The organism is Flavobacterium cerinum, assembly GCF_024496085.1.
Taxonomy (GTDB): Bacteria; Bacteroidota; Bacteroidia; order Flavobacteriales; family Flavobacteriaceae; genus Flavobacterium; species Flavobacterium cerinum_A.
The window spans coordinates 2,271,703-2,292,967 of record NZ_CP101751.1 but is presented as its reverse complement, the minus strand read 5'-3'; the positions used below and the strand labels follow the sequence as shown (position 1 = coordinate 2,292,967).

19 protein-coding genes and 1 tRNA gene are annotated in these 21,265 nt (G+C 37.9%); 9 read left to right on the top strand and 11 right to left on the bottom strand.

From position 1 onward, the window contains the following. Positions 1-43 precede the first annotated feature (43 nt). The gene (locus NOX80_RS10310) at positions 44-424 is read left to right on the top strand and encodes a DUF423 domain-containing protein (RefSeq protein ID WP_256549693.1); all 381 of its coding nucleotides are present in this window, start codon (positions 44-46) and stop codon (positions 422-424) included. A 45-nt stretch (positions 425-469) separates the two neighbouring features. Here the strand turns inward: NOX80_RS10310 and NOX80_RS10305 are convergent, their stop codons facing one another. Beyond that, positions 470-1,744: a Glu/Leu/Phe/Val family dehydrogenase gene (locus tag NOX80_RS10305; RefSeq protein ID WP_256549692.1), complete on the bottom strand. Its 1,275-nt coding sequence runs from the start codon at positions 1,742-1,744 to the stop codon at positions 470-472. Between the two features lie 288 nt (positions 1,745-2,032). Between NOX80_RS10305 and NOX80_RS10300 the strand changes: the two genes are divergently transcribed. From NOX80_RS10300 to NOX80_RS10280, 5 genes are all read left to right on the top strand, one after another. Continuing rightward, positions 2,033-2,665 (top strand): Crp/Fnr family transcriptional regulator, encoded by a 633-nt coding sequence (locus tag NOX80_RS10300; protein ID WP_256549691.1) that lies wholly within the window; start codon positions 2,033-2,035, stop codon positions 2,663-2,665. Between the two features lies 1 nt (position 2,666). Then, positions 2,667-3,467: a sulfite exporter TauE/SafE family protein gene (locus NOX80_RS10295; RefSeq protein WP_256549690.1), complete on the top strand. Its 801-nt coding sequence runs from the start codon at positions 2,667-2,669 to the stop codon at positions 3,465-3,467. A gap of 61 nt (positions 3,468-3,528) precedes the next feature. Next, positions 3,529-4,944 carry an MBL fold metallo-hydrolase gene (locus tag NOX80_RS10290; RefSeq protein ID WP_256549689.1) on the top strand — a complete coding sequence of 472 codons (1,416 nt, stop codon included), beginning with the start codon at positions 3,529-3,531 and terminating at the stop codon, positions 4,942-4,944. A gap of 132 nt (positions 4,945-5,076) precedes the next feature. Then, on the top strand, positions 5,077-6,195 hold the full coding sequence (locus tag NOX80_RS10285; protein ID WP_256549688.1) for a TlpA disulfide reductase family protein: 1,119 nt from the start codon (positions 5,077-5,079) through the stop codon (positions 6,193-6,195). Positions 6,196-6,356: 161 nt separating this feature from the next. Beyond that, a tRNA-Tyr gene (locus tag NOX80_RS10280) sits at positions 6,357-6,438 on the top strand. A gap of 135 nt (positions 6,439-6,573) precedes the next feature. Here NOX80_RS10280 and NOX80_RS10275 read toward each other — a convergent pair. The 10 genes from NOX80_RS10275 to NOX80_RS10230 form a co-directional block, all read right to left on the bottom strand. Then, complete coding sequence (locus NOX80_RS10275; protein ID WP_256549687.1) at positions 6,574-7,362, bottom strand: CPBP family intramembrane glutamic endopeptidase; 789 nt, start codon at positions 7,360-7,362, stop codon at positions 6,574-6,576. Continuing rightward, positions 7,355-8,104 carry a methyltransferase domain-containing protein gene (locus tag NOX80_RS10270; protein ID WP_256549686.1) on the bottom strand — a complete coding sequence of 250 codons (750 nt, stop codon included), beginning with the start codon at positions 8,102-8,104 and terminating at the stop codon, positions 7,355-7,357. Before NOX80_RS10270 ends, NOX80_RS10275 begins: the two co-directional genes overlap by 8 nt. A 6-nt stretch (positions 8,105-8,110) precedes the next feature. Beyond that, on the bottom strand, positions 8,111-8,857 hold the full coding sequence (locus NOX80_RS10265) for a CPBP family intramembrane glutamic endopeptidase (RefSeq protein ID WP_256549685.1): 747 nt from the start codon (positions 8,855-8,857) through the stop codon (positions 8,111-8,113). Beyond that, positions 8,850-10,238 carry a YcaO-like family protein gene (locus tag NOX80_RS10260; RefSeq protein WP_256549684.1) on the bottom strand — a complete coding sequence of 463 codons (1,389 nt, stop codon included), beginning with the start codon at positions 10,236-10,238 and terminating at the stop codon, positions 8,850-8,852. Before NOX80_RS10260 ends, NOX80_RS10265 begins: the two co-directional genes overlap by 8 nt. Continuing rightward, positions 10,210-11,232 carry a TOMM precursor leader peptide-binding protein gene (locus NOX80_RS10255; protein WP_256549682.1) on the bottom strand — a complete coding sequence of 341 codons (1,023 nt, stop codon included), beginning with the start codon at positions 11,230-11,232 and terminating at the stop codon, positions 10,210-10,212. The genes NOX80_RS10260 and NOX80_RS10255 overlap by 29 nt, the downstream gene beginning before the upstream one ends. Before the next feature lie 27 nt (positions 11,233-11,259). Continuing rightward, on the bottom strand, positions 11,260-12,213 hold the full coding sequence (locus NOX80_RS10250; protein WP_256549681.1) for a SagB/ThcOx family dehydrogenase: 954 nt from the start codon (positions 12,211-12,213) through the stop codon (positions 11,260-11,262). A 20-nt stretch (positions 12,214-12,233) separates the two neighbouring features. Further along, positions 12,234-12,791, bottom strand: coding sequence for a VOC family protein (locus NOX80_RS10245; RefSeq protein ID WP_256549680.1), 558 nt, complete (start codon positions 12,789-12,791; stop codon positions 12,234-12,236). A gap of 48 nt (positions 12,792-12,839) precedes the next feature. Then, positions 12,840-13,028 (bottom strand): hypothetical protein, encoded by a 189-nt coding sequence (locus NOX80_RS10240; RefSeq protein WP_256549679.1) that lies wholly within the window; start codon positions 13,026-13,028, stop codon positions 12,840-12,842. Positions 13,029-13,319: 291 nt separating this feature from the next. Beyond that, positions 13,320-13,976, bottom strand: a complete 657-nt coding sequence (locus NOX80_RS10235) for a response regulator transcription factor (RefSeq protein ID WP_256549678.1) — start codon at positions 13,974-13,976, stop codon at positions 13,320-13,322. A 396-nt stretch (positions 13,977-14,372) separates the two neighbouring features. Then, the gene (locus tag NOX80_RS10230; RefSeq protein WP_256549677.1) at positions 14,373-16,295 is read right to left on the bottom strand and encodes an LTA synthase family protein; all 1,923 of its coding nucleotides are present in this window, start codon (positions 16,293-16,295) and stop codon (positions 14,373-14,375) included. A gap of 133 nt (positions 16,296-16,428) precedes the next feature. Between NOX80_RS10230 and NOX80_RS10225 the strand changes: the two genes are divergently transcribed. The 3 genes from NOX80_RS10225 (at position 16,429) to NOX80_RS10215 (ending at position 21,243) form a co-directional block, all read left to right on the top strand. Then, positions 16,429-18,207: an AMP-dependent synthetase/ligase gene (locus NOX80_RS10225; protein ID WP_256549676.1), complete on the top strand. Its 1,779-nt coding sequence runs from the start codon at positions 16,429-16,431 to the stop codon at positions 18,205-18,207. A 117-nt stretch (positions 18,208-18,324) separates the two neighbouring features. Continuing rightward, positions 18,325-18,777, top strand: a complete 453-nt coding sequence (locus NOX80_RS10220) for a MarR family winged helix-turn-helix transcriptional regulator (RefSeq protein ID WP_256549675.1) — start codon at positions 18,325-18,327, stop codon at positions 18,775-18,777. 75 nt (positions 18,778-18,852) lie between these two features. Beyond that, a complete protein-coding gene (locus NOX80_RS10215) occupies positions 18,853-21,243 on the top strand; it encodes a 3-hydroxyacyl-CoA dehydrogenase/enoyl-CoA hydratase family protein (protein ID WP_256549674.1) in 2,391 nt (796 codons plus the stop codon). Positions 21,244-21,265: the final 22 nt, after the last annotated feature.

Genomic DNA, 21,265 nt, shown 5'->3' with positions numbered 1-21,265 from the left:
TATATTTGTAATACAATAACTACTTTCCACCAAACAGAATTTTATGAAAGAAACGATACTTACCATCGGAGCATGCTATGGCGGGTTAGCTGTGATTTTCGGAGCATTCGGAGCTCATATATTGCAAAAAAAACTGAGCACTAAATCGCTCAGTAGTTTTGAAACCGGAGTCAAATACCAGATGTATCATGCATTGGCGCTCGTTTTTATTAGTAACCAGTTTACTTTTACAAAAACCAGCGAAATTTTAGCTGCCAGTTTTTTTATAATCGGCACCTTTTTATTTTCATTTAGTATCTATGGTCTATGCTTAAGTAGCATTGGCGGTAAGAAATTAAAGTTTCTCGGTCCGATTACACCTATAGGCGGTGTTCTTTTATTTTTAGGATGGTTCTTTATGGCACTTAGCCACCTTATGAAATAAAAAAAGGGACTATATAGTCCCTTCTCCTTTTTATAGTCTACCCGATTAAGGGAAAATACCTCTTTGTTTGTAAGCCATTTCAATACGGGCTAATGCCTGAATATAAGCAGCTGTTCTCCAGTCTGTTTTATATTGACTTCCGGTTAAAACTACTTTACTGAATGCATCTTCCAGTTTTTTTCTTAACTTGATGATTACGTCATCCATAGTCCAGATTTCTCCGTTACGGTTTTGTAACCATTCGAAATAACTTCCGATTACACCACCTGAGTTACATAAGATATCCGGAATGATTTCAATACCTTTAGCTAATAAGATATCTTCACCGTCAGTATCAATCGGTCCGTTAGCACCTTCAGCGATAACCTGAGCTTTGATAGAATTTGCATTTTCAGCAGTGATCTGGTTACCTAAAGCAGCCGGGATTACGATATCACAGTCAATTCCGAAGAATTCATCTGCTTTATAATCCTGTGTTCCTTTATAACCTGAAATCGTATTGTTATCCGCCTGGAAACGCAATAAAGCTTCCGGATCAATTCCTTCCGGATTGTAGATTGTTCCGGTTGCATCCTGAACTCCAACAAGGATAGCCCCGTTTTTGTTCATAAAATGTGCAGCCCAGTATCCTACGTTACCGAAACCTTGAACGATATATTTTTTACCTTCTAAAGAAGTTCCTCTTAGTTTAGCCCAAGATTCCAATGTTACTACTACACCAAATCCTGTTGCACGGTCTCTACCTTCTAAACCTCCTGATCCTACCGGTTTTCCAGTAACAACGTGTTGGTTTTTAGAACGCTCAGCCGGCGCTTTTGTCGACATATAAGTATCGGCAATCCAAGCCATCATTTGTGCGTTAGTATTCACATCCGGAGCCGGGATATCGTGTTCCGGTCCGATATTATCACCTAAAGCATAGGCAAAACGACGCGTGATACGCTCTAATTCACTTTGAGAATATTTTTTAGGATCCAACTGGATACCACCTTTACCACCTCCGTAAGGAAGTCCTGCTAAAGATGTTTTCCATGTCATCCAGGTAGCCAATGCTCTTGCAGCATCAATATCTACAGTTGCGTGGTAACGCAAACCTCCTTTGTAAGGCCCTAAAACATTATTGTGTTGTACTCTGTAACCGGTGAACATTTCAACTGTTCCGTTATCCATTTTCACAGGGAAATGAACAACAATTTCGTTATTTGTAACAGAAAGGATTTTTTTAACAGTCTCATCCAGTCCCATCACAGAAGCAGCTTTTTCAAACTGATTCTTAACATTTTCATACATGCTAGCCTTCGGCTTTTGTGCTGTTGCCATACTATTTAATAATTTACAACTTACTTTTGTTTGTTTGTTAGATTGCTCTATAAAAAAGCATACAAATATATAGTTTTAAAATTGAAGCAAAAACGAATTATATAATAAATTAACATAATTTAAACGGCTCTGTAGCGCACATTATTGCCGTTCTGACAACGACTTTTGCAATTCGGTTTTAAAATGGCATTCTGCTTGTTATATCCAGTCCGTCACCATCCCCTTTCTTTTGAAACAAATGTTACATCAAGTTTCGTTTCAAAAAGATACCTTTACAAAAAATACTATATGAAATCACTCTTATTCGAATCATATGACTTCATCTTTGAAGAAGCACTGCTGGAAGAAATTAATGCTGTTTCCAGTTATAAGAAATTTAAAGCCGATGACTACCTTATTGAAATAGGAGAAAACATTGAATGGATGCCGCTCCTGTTACAAGGCGCCATCAAAATTATGAGGGAAGATCCGAACGGCGACGAGCTTCTCCTTTATTTTCTGGAACGCGGCGATACCTGTGCCATGACACTAAGTTGCTGTATGGGTAAAAACAAAAGTAAGATTCGTGCCATAGCCGAAACAGACGGTGAAATGGTTTTAATCCCGATTGCCAAAATGGAAGAATGGGTTGTCAAATATCCGACCTGGCGCAATTTTGTATTCGAAAGCTATAATGTCCGATTAATGGAAATGCTGGAAGCCATCGATACACTCGCTTTTATGAACCTTGATGAACGTCTTTATAAATTCATCACTGATAAAGCCAAAGTTTTAGGCACAACCGAAATCACAACAACCCATCAGGAAATTGCTTCCGAAATGAATACCTCCCGCGTTGTTATTTCCCGCCTGCTAAAACACCTTCAGGACGAACAAAAGATCAAACTACATCGCAATAAGATCGAAATTCTTGTTTTTTAAAATGGAATCATTTTTTGGTTATATCGGTGCTCTTTGCATCGGACTTATATTAGGGCTTACCGGCGGCGGCGGCTCTATCCTTACCGTTCCTGTGTTAGTCTATTTATTAGGAATCCCTCCGGTTACCGCTACAGCTTATTCGCTTTTTATTGTTGGCACAACATCCGGATTTGGCGCCATTCGAAATTACTTTAAAGGACTTGTTGTTGTAAAAACGGCCTTTTTATTTGCCATACCTTCTTTTATAGCTGTATTTCTGACCCGTCGTTTTATTGTTCCGGCCATTCCGGACACTATTATTAAAACCTCATTTCTGACAGTATCAAAAGACACATTCTTAATGGGCTTTTTTGCCGTTATTATGTTTTTGGCGGCTTTGGCCATGCTCCGAAAAAAAGTAGATTGTGACGTAACTGTATCAGAACCCGGAAAAAACAACTTCTTGATTCTGATTCCTCAGGTTTTCCTGATCGGAATGGTAATCGGAATGGTTGGTGCCGGCGGTGGTTTTCTGATTATTCCTTCGTTAGTCTTCTTTGCTAAACTACCGATGAAAAAAGCGGTCGGCACATCGTTATTGATCATTGCCATCAACTCTTTAATAGGTTTTACCGGCGATTTAAAAAATCTGGATGCCGACTGGACTTTTCTTTTAACTTTTTCTTTAGTATCCGTTTTTGGTATCTTTGCAGGAATCTATCTGAATAAATTTATCAACGAAACACAATTAAAAAAAGGTTTTGGTTGGTTTGTCTTATTAATGGCAATCTATATTCTGCTTAAAGAAAGTTTCCGATTGTGACAAAAGTCACTTTTCGAAAAAACACAACCCATTATCTTTACAAAAAATAAAAAATGCAATTATGAAAATAGAACAGATTTATACCGGATGTATTGCTCATGCTGCCTACTATTTGGAAAACAATGGTGAAGCGGCAATTTTTGACCCGCTACGCGAAGTACAGCCCTATATCGATAAAGCAACGAAAGATAATGCTACGATCAAATATATTTTTGAAACGCATTTTCACGCTGATTTTGTTTCCGGTCATTTGGATCTTGCTAAAAAAACCGGTGCGCAAATCGTATACGGTCCGACAGCTCAACCCAATTTTGATGCGATAATCGCTACAGACGGACAGGAATTTAAAATCGGAAATTATACCGTCAGAGCCATTCATACTCCGGGACATACATTAGAAAGTACTTGTTATTTACTATTGGATGAAAATGAGAACATGCATGGCATTATTACGGGAGACACGTTATTTATAGGAGATGTGGGACGTCCGGATCTGGCTCAAAAATTAGTATCCGATTTAACGCAGGAAAAACTGGCTTCTATGTTATATGATTCACTTCGAAATAAAATCATGCCTTTACCGGATGATTTAATCGTATATCCGAATCACGGTGCCGGAAGTGCTTGCGGTAAAAACATGAGTAAAGAAACCACCGATACTTTAGGTAATCAGAAGAAAGTGAACTATGCATTGCGTGCTGATATGACTAAAGAAGAATTTATTACCGAGCTATTGGACGGATTAGGAGCGCCTCCGGCATACTTTCCGCAGAATGTACTGATGAACATTCAGGGATATGACAGTCTGGATACCGTAATGGCCAAAGCTAATTCTCCTTTGTCACCGGATGAATTCAAAACACTGGCTAATCAATCCGAAGCTTTACTATTGGATGTACGTCATGAAAGTGAGTTTGTAAAAGAGCATATCCCGGGATCCATTTTTATCGGATTACAGGGAAACTTTGCTCCGTGGGTCGGTGCTTTAATTATGGATGTACAACAACCGATATTACTGATCGCTCCGGAAGGAAAAGAAAAAGAAACCATCACCCGATTATCGAGAGTCGGATTTGACAATTGTCTTGGTTATCTTGAAGGCGGACTTACCTCCTGGAAAGCAGCCGGTTTTGAAACTGATTCTGTAGTTTCAATAACGGCGGAGCAATTTGCAGCCGAAAAAGATCAGACCAGATTAACGATAGTAGATGCCCGTAAACCCGGAGAATTCAGTGCTGAACATGTAGATGGCGCCATCAATATTCCGTTGGATTTTGTCAACAGTCAATTAGCTGAAGTTCCTACAGAAAACGATTTCTACCTTCATTGTGCCGGTGGTTATCGTTCTGTAATTATGGCTTCCATTTTAAAAGCCAGAGGGTATCACAACATTATAAATGTAGAGAAAGGTATGTCCGGGATTCGGAATACCAATACCGTACTGACAAATTTCGTTTGTCCGTCCACTCAAAACTAACAACAAAAGCCCCAAAATCTGAGTAATACGATTTTGGGGCTTCTACTATAAGACTGTTAAAAATAATCTATTTAGATACTGCTTTTAATCAGTTTTTAAATACATTTGTAACATAACAAATTAAAAATAACAATGAAGAAACTTTTTTTAGTACTGTCAATTGCTGCAGTTTTTGCTTCTTGTAAAAAAGACGACGGTTATACAATTACCGGTGAAGCAAAAGGAATCGACAACGACAAAATGGTAATTATTGCCATGCAAAGCGATTTAGGCCCTATTTCTAAGGACACTGTAAAAATCAAAGACGGGAAATTCGTATTTAAAGGTAAAGCTGAAACACCTGAATTTTGTTTTATCAGAATCCAGGATGTAGGTGATGTAGTACCTTTTATCCTTGAAAACGGAGATATTAAAGTAGAATTTGTAAAAGATTCTATCCGTAACTCAAAAGTTACCGGAAGTGTGACTAACGATCAGTTCCAGAAATTCAACGATGAATCGAAACCGATTTATGCTAAAATGCAGGCTTTCCAAATAGCAAACAACAGTAAGTTAGCAGCAGCACAACAAGCAAAAGATACCGCTACTGTAAACAGTCTGATCAAACAAAATATGGAATTCCAGAATCAGCTGAATAAAAAATCAGAAGATTTTATCCAAAATCACCCGGATTCTTTCTTATCTGTGATGTTATTAGAGAACTTTATGTTATATCAGACAATGCCTGCTGATAAAATCGAAAGCTACTACAAAAAATTGACACCGGCAGCCAAAGAAAACAAGCACGGAAACGCTATTAAAGAGTTTTTAGCGAAACAAACTGCTGTACAAGTAGGTAAACCGGCTCCTGATTTCTCTGCTCCGAATCCGGAAGGAAAAACAGTATCATTAAAAGAATCGTTAGGAAAAGCAACAATCATCGATTTCTGGGCTTCCTGGTGTGGTCCTTGTCGTGCTGAAAATCCTAATGTAGTAGCCTTATACAATGAATTACATTCAAAAGGTTTAAACATTATTGGTGTTTCTTTAGATCAGGATGCTGCTAAATGGAAAGAAGCCATTACAAAAGATCAACTAACATGGACACAAATCTCCAATTTAAAATCATGGCAGGATCCGATTGCTGCACAATATAATGTAAAATCGATTCCGCAGACATTTCTTTTAGATGCTTCAGGAAAAATTGTAGCAAAAGACCTTAAAGGTGCTGAATTAAAAACGAAAGTTTTAGAGCTTTTAGCCGCAAAATAAGACTTAAATAAAAAAATCTCCTAACGGAGATTTTTTTATTTACCTCAACAGCAACACCTTAAAAAAAAGTCAGAAATTATATTTAAAATAAGTTTGCATACTCGGAAAACAGTCCTATATTTGCACTCGAAATAATCAAGGAAAACACTTGATTAGCCAATGGGGAGATACTCAAGCGGCCAACGAGGGCAGACTGTAAATCTGCTGACTAAGTCTTCGCAGGTTCGAATCCTGCTCTCCCCACAAAACCTGAACCAACGTTCAGGTTTTTTTATTTTAACTCCTTTTTATTTAATTCGGCACATAAAAAAACTCCGGCTTTTACCAGAGTCCTTAGTTCCTATTCAGCTACTTATTCAGTAATCGTAATATGATCGTTTAAGATCGGTCTACAGAATTGCTGACACTTATAAAAAAGACAATATGCGCGACCACCAAAGGCCATATCAATCCGGTATGGATAAAAATCGATCCGTTGACCAATCCTAACACCAAAGCTCCGATCATCGGATAAATAGCCGCTCTAGCATTAGGTACATTAAATATCTGATATCCGGCAAAAATAACCGTTGATACCAACAAAGCGATCACCTTTCCAAAAGGCAACAAAGCCGAAATATAAACCGGTCTGTAGATAATTTCTTCCACTCCGACATAACCCGCCACTAATATTCTGGCCTGCCATTTCGGAAGAAGCGCTTCAGCTCTTGAAAACAGGCGCATCCATCCCGAATTTAATAAGATAAACCAATAATGATTACTTGTGGGTGCCGATGGTTTTAAAAGAATCATAAGTCGCATTACAACCAAAACAAATCCGCTTGCTAATGCCATTTCTGAAAACCCGAGCAAAATACCTAAAAACAAAGGCAAAAGAAGAAACGTATCCGGAAAAAGAGAATGAAAATCAAAATCGAGTACTATCCCAAGAATAATAAATAATCCAAACTGAAGCAATATACTTACCATCAGTGTTACTACATTTTCAACATCAAAAAGTTTCCAGTTTGTTTTCCCCTTATAAAAGTCCCCTACTTTTTTAGCGATCCGGGCCACCCAAAAATCCCGAACCCAATTCAAGAATTTATAATAATAAGTAACCAGTATTATAATACTGATTAATAACCGGATTAAGCGTTCTCCTTCAGTCGCAAAAAAATTACTCATGATTTTCAGGATAGATAAATAAATGATACAGCATCGAATGAAGGTTTTGTTTGGCGTTAAGCGCATCAGAATCTATTGTAAATTCTGCCAGCTTTTCGGTTATTCTTTTTTGTTGTGCCCTGTTTTGAAACAGCACACTGAATGGTTGATCATAAATTAAATAATCGCTTATGTCTGCTTTATCCAAAAGATTTTCTACTTCATCAATTGTATATGCCGATTCTATTTGCTCTTCAACAAGACTTTTAAAATCACTGGTCTTTTTTAAGGCTTCCGATTGTATCTGAGAAGAAATATCTTTTCTTAAATCGGCTATATAAGCCAATCCGTTAGCGCTTAAATGTTTTTGTATTTCTTTTAAACACAAAACCGGATTATCCCATAAACGAAAAGATGAAAAACTGAATATAAAATCAAATTCCCCTATTTCGTAAGGAAATTTTTGGCTACTGCCTTCTAAAAATTCAATATTAGAATCTTCATATAACCTTTTAGCCACATCCAGCATCTCCGGCTCAATATCGACTCCTGTAATCTTTGCTTCCGGAAATAATTCCCGTAGCATCGGAACAGCGGCACCGGTACCACATCCGAGATCCAAAATCCGTAACGGTGAAGTTCCTATTTTCCGACCGGCCAATTGCAAACAAAGGAATCGGCTCGGTCCCATATAGCTCTTTTGAAACTCCTGGTATCCTTCAGCCTGCTCTTTTGTTTTATACCAATCTTGCGGATGATTCATCTTGACTTATTTTTTGTAGACGGTAAAATAATAACTTAAGGTTCCCGGTTCCGATTTCAACCATATTCTCCAGTTAAAAATAACATGAATCAATATCGCACCTACCAGGTTTTCAAAAACGATAAGACTTACTAAACAACATAGCGCTAAAGGCAACTTAGCCAGAATATGAATACTTCCGAAAAAGATATGGGCACTACAAAATGAAACCAGACTTAGTATTACAATCACAAATAATAAATAATACGTCTGACTAAAAGCATAGCTAATTAATATACCCCGAAAAATAATCTCTTCCAAAACAGCGGTAGCTACCAGTGTAAACAATAATATCCATTCTTCATTTTTAGGTTTTGTAACTGCATTCCCTATCGTATTTTCCTTTTTTCGGTTGGCATTACTGATCATTATCTGCTGAAGTCCTACCCGATTCTTTCGTCCCTGATCTCTCTTTTTATTCAAATATTTACCTACTATACGGTTATTCAAATAAAAAGAAACATAGGCAAGCGGAATGGCCGTAATAACCGCCAACATTATTCTTATTCCATTACCGGAATTGAATCGGGATAACCCTATCGTTAACAATCCGGTTAGAATTATAATGATCATCGTTAGCAACTGCATGTATATATACGGTACAAAACGAAAATACCCTCTTTGTAAGTGCGTTGCAATACCAAACACACCCAGACCGGCCACAACTACAACCATTTCTAATATATAATAACTGGCCGGATCGATATTAAGCATAAGGATGTGGATTAAAATGAGTACAACCTCCGTATTTCGCAAATCGTATATGATGTCCCTGCGGACGGGTTGGCAAACAAAGCGCCAGCGTATTCGGCGACCAGGCTCTGACCGTCTTGATTCCAAGCTCATCAATTTCCGGAGTTGTCATATCAATGCCGAACAAATCAAAATTGTTACGTTTAAATGCATCAATTAAATGTTGCAGCTCTTCTTCATAAGACATCGTCGAATCAGCCGGTAAATCTTGCGCCGGAATACCTTTTGAAATAAATTTATCGTCTAATGTTTTAGCATGTACCGGAAAGGCGTAGCGCGCAACATTTGAATCAAAATTCAGATATTCAATTTCCCCGCCGTGCGTCAGAATACTTTTTTGTTCTTTCGGCAAATACAATAAATTCAGTTTTACCAATTGCACGACAGCAACAGCTTCCAACAAAGCTTTATACATCGCCGATTCAAGCGTCATATCACAACCCAGACCAACACTTGCTGCCGGGAGATTTTGATCATCTCTTACAATACAAGCCACCGAAATACCGGGTAAATCAGCTGACTTTAAATAATAGAATGTCGGTATCAGGCTTGTCGTATTAAACTGCTTTTTTATAATCTTTTCGATTCCTTTCGTTCGATTATCGAAAATTATTCTCGGAGCCAGGCCATCGGAATACCAATGTCCCATAGCCGCATCAATCTGTATCAATTCCAGAATTCCGGAACGCAATGCACGGGTATGCGATACATGAGCAGCCGAACCGGTCGAAACAGCCGAAAAAAGCCATTGTTCCCCTTTCGATATCCTCGGTACATAGCCAACAAGGGAAAATTGTGCCGGAACATAGCTGAAATCCTCATGAGTAAGCGATTGCATTTTTATCCACCCCATCGGAACCTCTTCAGAAAATTTCGTAAACGGAAATCCTTCTTCTTCATATTGATCAGCTCCGAATAAAGTAAAAGCACTTTTTGAAATCTGCTTTAATCCCATAGCAGCACCTTCCTGAAAAGAGTGAAACTTAATTTTAGATTGCATATAAAGTGCCGAGGTAAGTTGCGCATAACGCTCGGCCGATTCAGCCAACACCCGGATTAACGGTTCATCCTGTAAAAAACCACCGCCGCCGATATGATAAGCATTAGGACCGGGATTTTTCTGATTACGCAGGATATGTACACCTGTTAACTCTCCTCCGGCCGTCATAAACGTTGCATCATTAGTACTGCGATTCATATAACTGACACGTTGTACCAATCCGCATAAAGGGCTCACCATTTTTTGCTGTAGCTTATGGGTAACAGCTGAAAAATGATCATTCTGAAATTTTATAGTAGATGAGATATTCATATCAGCTTTCATTAAATATGTTTCTGACATCAAAATACAATTCCGTATCCTCCAGCTCGGTTAGCGATCCGCAGGCATGACATCCCGGTAAACGTAAAACTTCATTATACGAGAACTCCATCGTCGGAATATAAATGCAAAGTGCTTTACCAAAAGTAAAAGACTGTCCTGTATTCAAAAAGTTTAATGCTTCAAGAGCAGCATGGGATGCCGCAAGATTCGCGAGAATTCCATCGATAGGCACCACTCCGTTTTTAATCCTTTTTTCTGTCAGGGCATTTTTATAGTCGACATAAGAAGCGTGATTTCGTAAGTTTAACGATACCCGTTTTTCAAAACATTCATAGCAAGGTCCTTTAGACGGCGTAAATAACGGTCCTACAATGATCATTGGTCCGTCAACTGCCAAATGAAGCCACGGAAATCCATATTCAATTGAAGCCCGGTTAACCGCTTCGAAAGCCAGTGTATCGATAGATGAAAACGCACCGATTAGAAATGAATCGGAAAAGGACTTGAATTGTTCCAGCATTAACGTATTTTTTAAGCCGTCAAATCGCCATTCTCCTCCATTTTCGTATACCTGAGCCGGAAGTTCGGTTATCTCAGAAATCTTGATATTACTCTCGCTTGATTCCAAAAGTTTACGTAATTCCTGCGTTAATACACTTGATCCGAGTAAAATTACTTTCTTTTCCGATTGTGTTTCACTTCCCATCAAGGTAGGTACAATAGTATCCAGATAATAATCGAGAGCAGAACCCGGACCATCTTCCAGTATACCGAGCTGATCCAGATAATCGATTACATCTTCAACTTCTTTACGTTTACAGTTGAGATTCTTCGCGATTTCCAATGCTGAAAAATTGCCGTCCAATGATCTGACAATTTCAGCCAAAATTCCTTTTTGATGGTCGTCTTTTAATGAAAATGACGTTGTATTCCAGACGCCATTTCTAATTTCGACCTCATCAGGGCTATGCATAATTAAGGTGAAAAATCTTTTTATTGCGAGGTTTCCCATAAGTGATTAAAATTTATTAGAGTAAAATTATTCCGGACAGCCAATCAGGATAGAATGTACTACCGTTGAAAACACACCATCCAGCTTGATTGCTTTGTTTAATTCATCATCATACATTCCCGAACAATCCACACTACCAAACCCTAAAGCTTGAGTCGAAAGGTGTATATTCTGAGAAATATAGCCTGATTCCATAAATACAAGCCGCATTCCCCTTGTTCCATACTTACGCATGCTTCTCCAGGGACGGGCAATTAAAAGAATTATAGCAGACGATCGCTGCGCTGAAATCACTTCTTCCGGGAAGGCCATTGTTCTGAGTACCGCATCGGCATCATCGGCGCCTAACCACGGTGCCAGTATATGCTGATCACCATCGTATTTGTAAATTCCTTTAGCAAGGCCGCGTACATTGTTAACCATTACGGCCAGGTCAATCGGATAGAGTCCGCCACCGCTGGGAGGTGATCTGAACTTTAACTCCACTTCTTCCCCGGTAGCCAGAGTTGTTGTTGCTTTGTGCGTAACACCTCCGGCAGCAAATAGAATTGTAGCTAAAAAGTCAAGCGGGATATCGTCACCGGTATATTGTCGTACCGATTTTCTGTTTACTATGGCATCTCCCAAAAAAACATTCAGATCCAACCGTTTGGGTAAAAATATTTTTTTCTGAGAAGTCTGTGCATTACCTCTCGGCAATGAAAGCATCTTAGTAACCGGTTCCTCAAAATAATGTAACATTGAAGCTGTCGATTCCAGCTCGTTTCTCAATAATCTTGAATTGACTAAAAAAGTTTCAGCCAGTCGATCATCAGCATTGATACATCGGTATTTTAATTCACTTGTTCTAAGACCAGTAGACGTAAAGCTCAGGCTCATTGTTCGGGTCGAATTCATCTCGATCGCCTGCCCAAGCATTTCAAATCCCGCTTGTTCTTCCAGTAATTCTTTTTCTTCTAGTAGCTCTTCTTCATTGTTCATACTGTTCAAAAGTCTTAAGTCTAAAATAAGGCGTTACTTAATCGCATTGCATTACCATGTATAAGCCCTTGTACAATTAAATTCAGGTGTCCGTCTTGAAAAGCTTTTTCGGCCCAGTCCTCTAATTCCACCAGATATAAAATATTACCGAAGGGATCCATAATACAAGCCGATTTCCCCATTGATTTTCCCGGTGCGGCATTATAAATTGCTTTCCAGTTTTGTGTCAAGGCCGTTCTGAAATGTTCCTGTATATCCAAAGACAAGTCACGCTCAAGGACTCTTCCTCCGTGCTTACTAATACTTTTAAGCGAATCTTCTAAATTTTGTACGGCTAGTGTTGCCGCTATCGGTTGACCATCCACATGTGGTCTTGAAATATCCACTTTTACACCGGCAGAAACCGGAGCATGGTAACTTTCCTCTTCATGTAACGAACGTGCAAAAGGAGTTCCGAAAAGAGCATTGTAAAAATCACGTCCTTCTCCCACGTTAGGCGCAGGAATATTAACCATTATTAGTTTTGCCAGCGGTTTATCCATCACCCCTGTGATCTTAAATTCACTATTATTTCCCATTTTTTCTTAAATTTTTAATTTGTACGATTTGGTTATAACTTAAAGATATTAGCAGCAACATGAAGTACAAGTACAGCCCATACATGTTGTAGTTCCTCCCGGAGCAATCATTTGCTCAGATGACATCATAAAATTTTGCTGAAATAGAAACCTTTGGTTTCCCAGACTTTTAGACTCCATAAAGATTTTAGAGCCTGTTAGCTTCAGATCTCTCGAATTGTTTCCGATGTTTTTCATAAATGTTAATTTATTAGGTTAGAATTGATTGAATTCAGAACAACAAAAAGACAGCGCGATCATGTTTACACATCCAACAATGATCACATCAATCTGATTATAGTTTTTAATATCATATATATCAAATTACCAATATGACATAATTATAATATTAGTATAAAAAACTATTTCACTAAATTACAGTATTTTAAAAAAAGTAGGTATCGTATAAATACTACATTTTGATAGGTAAAAAGACTATAGTTATAATCATTTTTTTACCAAACAGAAAAAAGAGGCAATACAGGTGAGTTACAAATCCCGTATCGTCAGGTAGTGATGCTTTAATGCCTTTAGGATTACATTAGTGAAGTTTTTAGCACCTGCTTTTTCCATTATCCGTTTTCTATGTGCTTCAACCGTTCGCACATTGATAAACATTTTATCAGCAATTAAAGTATTCGGGTGCCCTTTAGCCGCCAGCTTAATAACTTCCATTTCCCGTTCCGAAAGTTTCCCCAAAGGATCCGATAACTTATTGGAATTCTTACCGATTAACAGAATATCATGTAGCACTTCGGCAATATCAGCATCAAAATAGAATCCTTTTTTATGAATACTCACTATAGCTTTTTGAAATTGCTCCGGGTCCGAATTTTTAGAAAGATAGCCATGCGCACCGCATTCTACAATTTTACGAATGCTGTATTTATCGTCATACTGAGAGAGAATCAATATTTTGGAATTCGGATAAAGCTCATGAAGTCGGATACAAGCTTCATAACTCTGCACATGAGGCACTTGTATATGTAACAATATTATATCAACCTTTTTGTCATTTATTTTTTGCAATAAAAAGGGATCATTTACCGATTCAAAAACCACTTCCATATTAGAGAAAGAGCTTATCATCAGCTTCAGGCTGTCTCGTATCAGCTTATGATCATCTATTATGGCAACTTTTAACATTTAAAATCTAATTAACATATTAAAAAAGCAGTAAGTAAACAACACCAATTCTATTCGTTCATCCTAAATTAAAACCAAATTAAATTGATCGAATAAAATTAAATAGTATCGTTGATTTAACCATGAGTACAAACCCCTGATTTGACATTTTTTACACAAAAATAACTACATATAAAATGTTTTATGGTACAAATTGTACCAAAACTAAATTACAAAAAAAAACAATTGAACCATCTTTTTATTTAAAAAAACCTATTTTACCTTCTGTTAATTAATAAGATAGCATAGATAACCCTTTTAAAACCATTCGAAATTCTATTTTGTATCTGCCCTATTTTAAAAGAAAAACTCCGGCTTTTACCGGAGTTCATTGTAGTCTAAATTGTAATTTAAGCTTTATTTCGCGTACATTTTTTTATCAATGATTCGCTCATAGTAATCCTGTAAAAAGGCTTTACAGGCAATCTCTAAATCATCCATTTCCTTGTTTCGATTGGCAATCAGATTTTTTTCCAGTCCCTTATCGCTAATGGCGTAGAAACCGGTTGCTTTTTTACCGTCAAATAAACAGATATAATTTCCTCTTTGGAACTGGTATTGCGTACCGTTATAATTAATCACAAAAGGTTTTATCGATTTTTCACCCACTAAGCTTCTTCCCCAGCTTCTAAATGGTTTATCATAACCGATCATATCCAATAAAGTTGGATAAATATCTATTTGCTGTGCCAGTTCTTTATTTTCACCTTTCAGACTTCCGTCCGGTTTATAGATTAGAATAGGCACCGCCGAACGATTTATCACTTTCTCATATTCGCCATACGCCACCTGATTACAATGGTCGGCCGTAATCACAAAAATCGTATTTTGAAACCACGGTTCTTTACGAGCCGCTTCAAAGAATTTTTTAAACGCATAATCCGTATAACCCACTACCTGATGCATCGGTATGGTCCCCATCGGGAATTTTCCTTTGTATTTTTCAGGAATCACGAACGGTTCATGAGACGATACCGTAAAGATAGTCCCCATAAAAGGTTGTTTTTTCTTATCGAACGTTTGCTTCATATATTGAAAGAACGGCTCATCCCAAATTCCCCAGGAACCGTCAAAATCCGCATCATTATTGTATTCCGTTTTACCATAATAGTGATCAAAACCAAGTATGTTTCCAAATCCCAGGAAGCCCATTGATCCGTTTGGCGCACCGTGGAAGAAAGAAGTATCATAACCCTCCTCTTTTAAAGTAGACACCAACGACTGGATTTTTTGTTTCGGATAAGGTGACGAGGTAAACGCATCCTGAAAAGATGGAATACCCGCTAAAACGGAAGACATTCCGTGAATTGACTTACTTCCGTTTGCAAACGCATTCGTAAAAATAAGACTGTGTTGCGCCAACGAATCGATAAACGGTGTATAACTTACAAATTCCGGTATTTTAGAATCCTTATTAAACGCACCGATATATTCCCGTCCGTAACTTTCCGTAATAAAGATCACAATATTCGGTTTCGTCTTAGGATTGTTTTTATACAACTTAATCGGTTCCAGTTCGCGATTCACTACTTCCGGCGTCACAAAATTCACCTTTTTAAAGCTAGTGGTTCGCATTGTTCGTATGATGGCAAAAGGAGTATTCAAAACAATATCCGCATGTTCCGGTTTTGTTACATAACGGTTCGCATCAACAATATTAATAGGACGTGTACTCTTTTTGAAGTCGCCTCTAATTCCGCCTACAGCCATAACCGCAATTACAACAAGTCCTAAAACAGAAGACAGGAAATATTTCATTTTATTGTCGGCCACCACCTCTTTTATCTTCACTTTTTTATACAAATAAATCCAAAGGAAAGCACATAAAAAGAACAACAGATAAACATGCCAGTAGCTCACAATAAAACGCGAAAACATATTCCCTTTATTCGATTCGTTTTTTATGATATCCATAAAAGCAATCGTAGTCCGGGCATAAGTAAAACGATAGTAGATAAAGTCTATAAAATTCGTCGCATATCCGATAAGATTAAAAACAAAATAGAGATAAAACAAAAATGTCTGATATCCCTTTTTAGTTGTAATCCATAAAGGCAGGATCGAGAATACAATAAACAAGGCATTCAGATACAATATAGCAGCCGTATCGAAAACCATTCCGTGATAAGCCAAAGCCAGGAAATCGGTAACCGAATCTACTTTAAGTATCTTATAATTATAAGTAAAGAACAATAAACGAGCTACAAAATAAAATAAATACGCTAAAAATAACCGATAGAATAAGGCCTTATATTCCTGAATACGATAATTGGAGTTCATATAAAATTTACAAAATCAAAATTATAAAGGAATCAAAATTACAAAATTACCGATACCGCTTCCATAAATTATGAATTTTAAATTTTTTGATTTCAGTTTTTTTTATAATTTGCAGTAACTAAATGAGCAAAACATGACCGACGTTACACGTTTATTCGATTTTCCCTACTATCAGCTGGAAAAATACAACCTACCCGATGCATTGGTAACAAAATATCATGGAGAATGGATTAAAACTTCTACCAAAGAATATCTTGACAAAGCCAATACACTTTCCAGAGCACTTTTGCGGATGGGAATTCAGAAAAACGATAAAATTGCTATCATATCGTCCAATAACAGAACCGAGTGGAATATTACCGATATCGGGGTTTTACAAACCGGTGCCCAAACCGTTCCGGTATATCCTACCATTTCAGAAGAAGATTACCAATATATCTTAAATCATTCGGAAGCCAAATATTGTTTTATTTCCGACATTGAAGTATTCAATAAAATCAATGCCGTTCGCAATAACATACCTTCTTTAAAAGAAATCTACTCCTATAATACCATTGAAGGTTGTAAAAACTGGACGGAAGTTTTGGAATTAGGAAAAGATGAAAGCAATCAACAGGACGTCGAGAATATTAAAAACAGTATCGTAACAACTGATTTAGCTACCTTAATATATACATCAGGAACAACCGGACGACCAAAAGGCGTTATGCTAAGTCACGAAAACATTGTTTCCAATGTACTGGCCAGTTCCGTAAGAGTACCGTTAAGAGCCGGAAGCACACGCGGATTAAGCTTCCTTCCGGTTTGCCATATTTTTGAACGAATGATCCTTTATCTATACCAATATTACGGGATCTCTATTTATTTCGCTGAAAGCATCGACAAAATGAGTGACAACCTGAAAGAGGTTAAACCACATGTTATGACAGCTGTTCCGCGTTTATTGGAAAAAGTATACGATAAGATTTATGCCAAAGGTGCTGACCTGAGCGGAATCAAGAAAAAGTTGTTTTTCTGGGCTATCGATTTGGGACTACATTACAAACCTTATGGCGAAAACGGATGGTGGTATGAGAAAAAACTATCCATCGCCCGTAAACTGATTTTCAGCAAATGGCAGGAAGGATTAGGCGGTCAGCTGGAACTGATGGTTTCCGGTAGTGCTGCTCTGCAACCTCGATTAACACGCGTGTTTGCCGCAGCCGGAATTCCAATCATGGAAGGATACGGTCTGACGGAAACATCGCCGGTAATTGCCGTAAATGACCAACGCAACCGGGGCTTTAAAATCGGTACCGTCGGAAAAGTATTAGACAACCTGGAAGTAAAGATCGCTGAAGACGGTGAAATTCTTTGTAAAGGACCTAGCATTATGATGGGCTATTATAAAGATGACGAAAAAACAGCTGAGGCTTTACAAGATGGTTATTTCCATACCGGTGATATCGGAGAAATTGACAGTGAAGGTTTCCTTAAAATAACCGACCGGAAAAAAGAGATGTTCAAAACATCCGGCGGAAAATACATCGCTCCTCAGATTATCGAAAATACGATGAAACAATCCCGTTTTATCGAACAGATCATGGTAATCGGAGATGGCGAAAAAATGCCGGCTGCGTTTATACAACCCAGCTTTGAATTCCTGAAAGACTGGGCCGAAAGAAAACACCTCGCTATCGGTACAACCAACGAAGAAATTGTAGCCAACCAACAGGTTATCGACCGTATCAAAGAAGAAGTGGATCATATCAACAAAAAGTTCGGACATTGGGAACAAATCAAAAAATTTGAACTTACTGCCAATGTATGGTCTATCGACGGTGGTGAATTAACGCCGACACTAAAACTTAAGCGGAAGATTATCAAAGAGAAATACCAGAATCTATACGATAAAATTTATCAGAACTCTTAAAAAAATAAAGATACTCCTCATAGCCGAGGAGTTTTTTTTTATTTAACTTAAAATTAATTTGACAATATTATGCATGCATAGTATTTTTTTTGTATATTTGAAATCATTGAAGAAAAAATGAAAGATAAAACAATTGATTATGTTTTACGGGCAACCTGGCAAGCCGTTGCAAGAATGTATAACGAGGAAGCGACCAAATACGGAGCTACTATGGCCACAGGATTTGCATTATTGAGCATCGACAGAGATAATGGTACGCCATCTACAGCATTAGGTCCGAAAATGGGTATGGAAGCGACCAGTCTGACACGAACCTTAAAATCAATGGAAGAAAAAGGATTGATCATTAGAAAGAAAAATCCGGTTGACGGTCGTGGCGTTCTGATACATCTTACAAAACTCGGAAAAGAAAAACGGGAACTTTCCAAAGCTACCGTTTTAAAGTTTAATGAGACTGTAAAACAATATGTAAGTGACGAAAAGCTAAACCACTTTATGGAAGTTGCTGAGATCATAAACGAACTGATCTTAGACAAAAACATATTCAATCCGGAAGAGGACGCTAAATAATCATATTATAGTAATTAATTTTCCAATACGATTTAAGTATTGAAAATCAACAAACAAAGAAAACAGTAATTACAAATGAAACGACTAATCAAAAAAGTTGCGGTTATTGGTTCGGGAATTATGGGTTCGGGTATTGCCTGCCATTTTGCCAATATCGGTGTGGAAGTATTGCTTCTGGATATTGTTCCGAGAGAATTAACCGATGCTGAACAAAAGAAAGGATTGACTTTAGAAAGCAAAATTGTTCGTAACAGAATCGTAAATGAACATTTTACAAATGCTTTAAAATCGAAGCCCTCTCCTATTTACGACCAAAAGTTTGCCGGCCGGATTACAACCGGTAATACGGAAGACGATTTAGCCAAGATTAAAGATGTCGACTGGATCATTGAAGTAGTGGTAGAACGTTTGGATATCAAACAAAAAGTGTTTGAACAAATCGAACAATTCCGTAAACCGGGAACCCTTATAACTTCTAATACTTCCGGTATTCCGATTAAGTTTATGAGCGAAGGTCGCAGTGAAGACTTTCAAAAACACTTCTGCGGAACGCACTTCTTTAATCCAGCCCGTTACTTAAAATTATTCGAAATCATTCCGGGACCGAAAACAGCTCCGGAAGTGCTGGATTTCTTAAACAATTACGGTGAAAAATTCCTTGGAAAAACTTCAGTAGTCGCTAAAGACACACCTGCATTTATCGGTAACCGAATCGGTATTTTCGGAATCATGAGTCTCTTCCACCTTGTAAAAGATATGGGATTAACCATTGAAGAAGTGGATAAATTAACCGGACCGGTTATCGGACGTCCGAAATCGGCAACATTCCGTACCGTAGATGTGGTAGGATTGGACACTTTGGTTCACGTAGCCAACGGTTTATATGAAAATTGTCCGCAGGACGAAGCGCACGAATTGTTCAAATTACCGGATTTCATCAATACCATGATGACCAACAATTGGTTGGGAAGCAAAACCGGACAAGGTTTTTATAAAAAAGTCGATAAAGACATTTTATCATTAGATTTAGATACATTGGAATACCGTTCCGCTAAAAAAGCATCTTTTGCTACATTGGAACTGACCAAAACTATAGACAAACCTGTTGACCGTTTTAAAGTTCTGGTAAAAGGAACTGATAAAGCCGGTGAATTCTACAGAAAAAATTTCTCGGCCATGTTTGCTTATGTAGCAAACAGAATCCCTGAAATTTCAGATGACCTTTATAAAATTGATGATGCGATGAAAGCCGGCTTCGGATGGGAAAACGGTCCGTTTGAAATCTGGGATGCCATTGGTGTTGAAAAAGGTATCGAATTAATGAAAGCAGAAGGACTTGCTCCTGCTTCATGGGTTACCGATATGCTGGCATCCGGAAACAACAGCTTTTATACAGTTAAAGAAGGAATCACGCACTACTACAATATTGCATCCAAATCACAGGTTAAAGTTCCGGGACAAGATGCATTTATCATTCTGAACAACATCCGCGAAAGCAAAAAAATATGGAGTAACAGCGAATCTGTAATCCAGGATTTGGGTGATGGTATCATCAATATTGAATTCCAATCCAAAATGAACTCTATTGGTGGTGGTGTTATTCAGGGAATCAACAAAGCCATTGACCTTGCGGAAAAAGAATATTCCGGACTTGTAATTGGAAATCAGGCCGCTAATTTTTCTGTCGGTGCCAATTTAGCCATGATCTTTATGATGGCTGTAGAACAGGAATACGACGAATTAAATATGGCAATTAAAGCCTTTCAGGATACCATGATGCGTGTACGATATTCCGGTATTCCGGTAATTGCAGCCCCACACGGTATGACATTAGGTGGCGGATGTGAAATGAGTATGCATGCCGATAAAGTGGTTGCAGCTGCCGAAACGTATATCGGTTTGGTTGAATTTGGTGTCGGTGTAATTCCGGGTGGCGGCGGATCCAAAGAAATGGCATTACGTGCTGCTGATACTTTCCATAAAAATGATGTAGAATTAAACGTACTACAGGAATATTTCCTTACAATCGGTATGGCTAAAGTGGCGACCTCAGCTTATGAAGCGTATGACTTAGGCATTCTGCAAAAAGGGAAAGACGTTGTTGTTGTAAACAAAGACCGTCAGATTGCCGAGGCTAAAAAACACGCCTTATTAATGGCCGAAGCGGGATACACACAACCTGTAAAACGCAAAGACATTAAAGTGTTAGGAAAACAGGCATTGGGTATGTTCTTAGTCGGAACCGACAGTATGGAAGCCGGAAAATACATCTCCGAACACGATCGTAAAATTGCCAACAAACTGGCTTATGTTATGGCCGGTGGTGATCTGTCTGAACCAACATTGGTAAACGAACAGTATTTACTGGATTTAGAACGAGAAGCTTTCCTTTCCCTTTGTACAGAACGAAAAACATTGGAAAGAATCCAGTTTATGTTAACCAAAGGAAAACCGCTTCGTAATTAATTTAAGGTATCAATATGAATTA

Bases quoted from the DNA above. Each gene is read 5' to 3' on its own strand.
- NOX80_RS10310 (WP_256549693.1), top strand. From the start codon at position 44: ATGAAAGAAACGATACTTACCATCGGAGCATGCTATGGCGGGTTAGCT.
- NOX80_RS10305 (WP_256549692.1), bottom strand. From the start codon at position 1,744: ATGGCAACAGCACAAAAGCCGAAGGCTAGCATGTATGAAAATGTTAAG.
- NOX80_RS10300 (WP_256549691.1), top strand. From the start codon at position 2,033: ATGAAATCACTCTTATTCGAATCATATGACTTCATCTTTGAAGAAGCA.
- NOX80_RS10295 (WP_256549690.1), top strand. From the start codon at position 2,667: ATGGAATCATTTTTTGGTTATATCGGTGCTCTTTGCATCGGACTTATA.
- NOX80_RS10290 (WP_256549689.1), top strand. From the start codon at position 3,529: ATGAAAATAGAACAGATTTATACCGGATGTATTGCTCATGCTGCCTAC.
- NOX80_RS10285 (WP_256549688.1), top strand. From the start codon at position 5,077: ATGAAGAAACTTTTTTTAGTACTGTCAATTGCTGCAGTTTTTGCTTCT.
- NOX80_RS10275 (WP_256549687.1), bottom strand. From the start codon at position 7,362: ATGAGTAATTTTTTTGCGACTGAAGGAGAACGCTTAATCCGGTTATTA.
- NOX80_RS10270 (WP_256549686.1), bottom strand. From the start codon at position 8,104: ATGAATCATCCGCAAGATTGGTATAAAACAAAAGAGCAGGCTGAAGGA.
- NOX80_RS10265 (WP_256549685.1), bottom strand. From the start codon at position 8,857: ATGCTTAATATCGATCCGGCCAGTTATTATATATTAGAAATGGTTGTA.
- NOX80_RS10260 (WP_256549684.1), bottom strand. From the start codon at position 10,238: ATGTCAGAAACATATTTAATGAAAGCTGATATGAATATCTCATCTACT.
- NOX80_RS10255 (WP_256549682.1), bottom strand. From the start codon at position 11,232: ATGGGAAACCTCGCAATAAAAAGATTTTTCACCTTAATTATGCATAGC.
- NOX80_RS10250 (WP_256549681.1), bottom strand. From the start codon at position 12,213: ATGAACAATGAAGAAGAGCTACTAGAAGAAAAAGAATTACTGGAAGAA.
- NOX80_RS10245 (WP_256549680.1), bottom strand. From the start codon at position 12,791: ATGGGAAATAATAGTGAATTTAAGATCACAGGGGTGATGGATAAACCG.
- NOX80_RS10240 (WP_256549679.1), bottom strand. From the start codon at position 13,028: ATGAAAAACATCGGAAACAATTCGAGAGATCTGAAGCTAACAGGCTCT.
- NOX80_RS10235 (WP_256549678.1), bottom strand. From the start codon at position 13,976: ATGTTAAAAGTTGCCATAATAGATGATCATAAGCTGATACGAGACAGC.
- NOX80_RS10230 (WP_256549677.1), bottom strand. From the start codon at position 16,295: ATGAACTCCAATTATCGTATTCAGGAATATAAGGCCTTATTCTATCGG.
- NOX80_RS10225 (WP_256549676.1), top strand. From the start codon at position 16,429: ATGACCGACGTTACACGTTTATTCGATTTTCCCTACTATCAGCTGGAA.
- NOX80_RS10220 (WP_256549675.1), top strand. From the start codon at position 18,325: ATGAAAGATAAAACAATTGATTATGTTTTACGGGCAACCTGGCAAGCC.
- NOX80_RS10215 (WP_256549674.1), top strand. From the start codon at position 18,853: ATGAAACGACTAATCAAAAAAGTTGCGGTTATTGGTTCGGGAATTATG.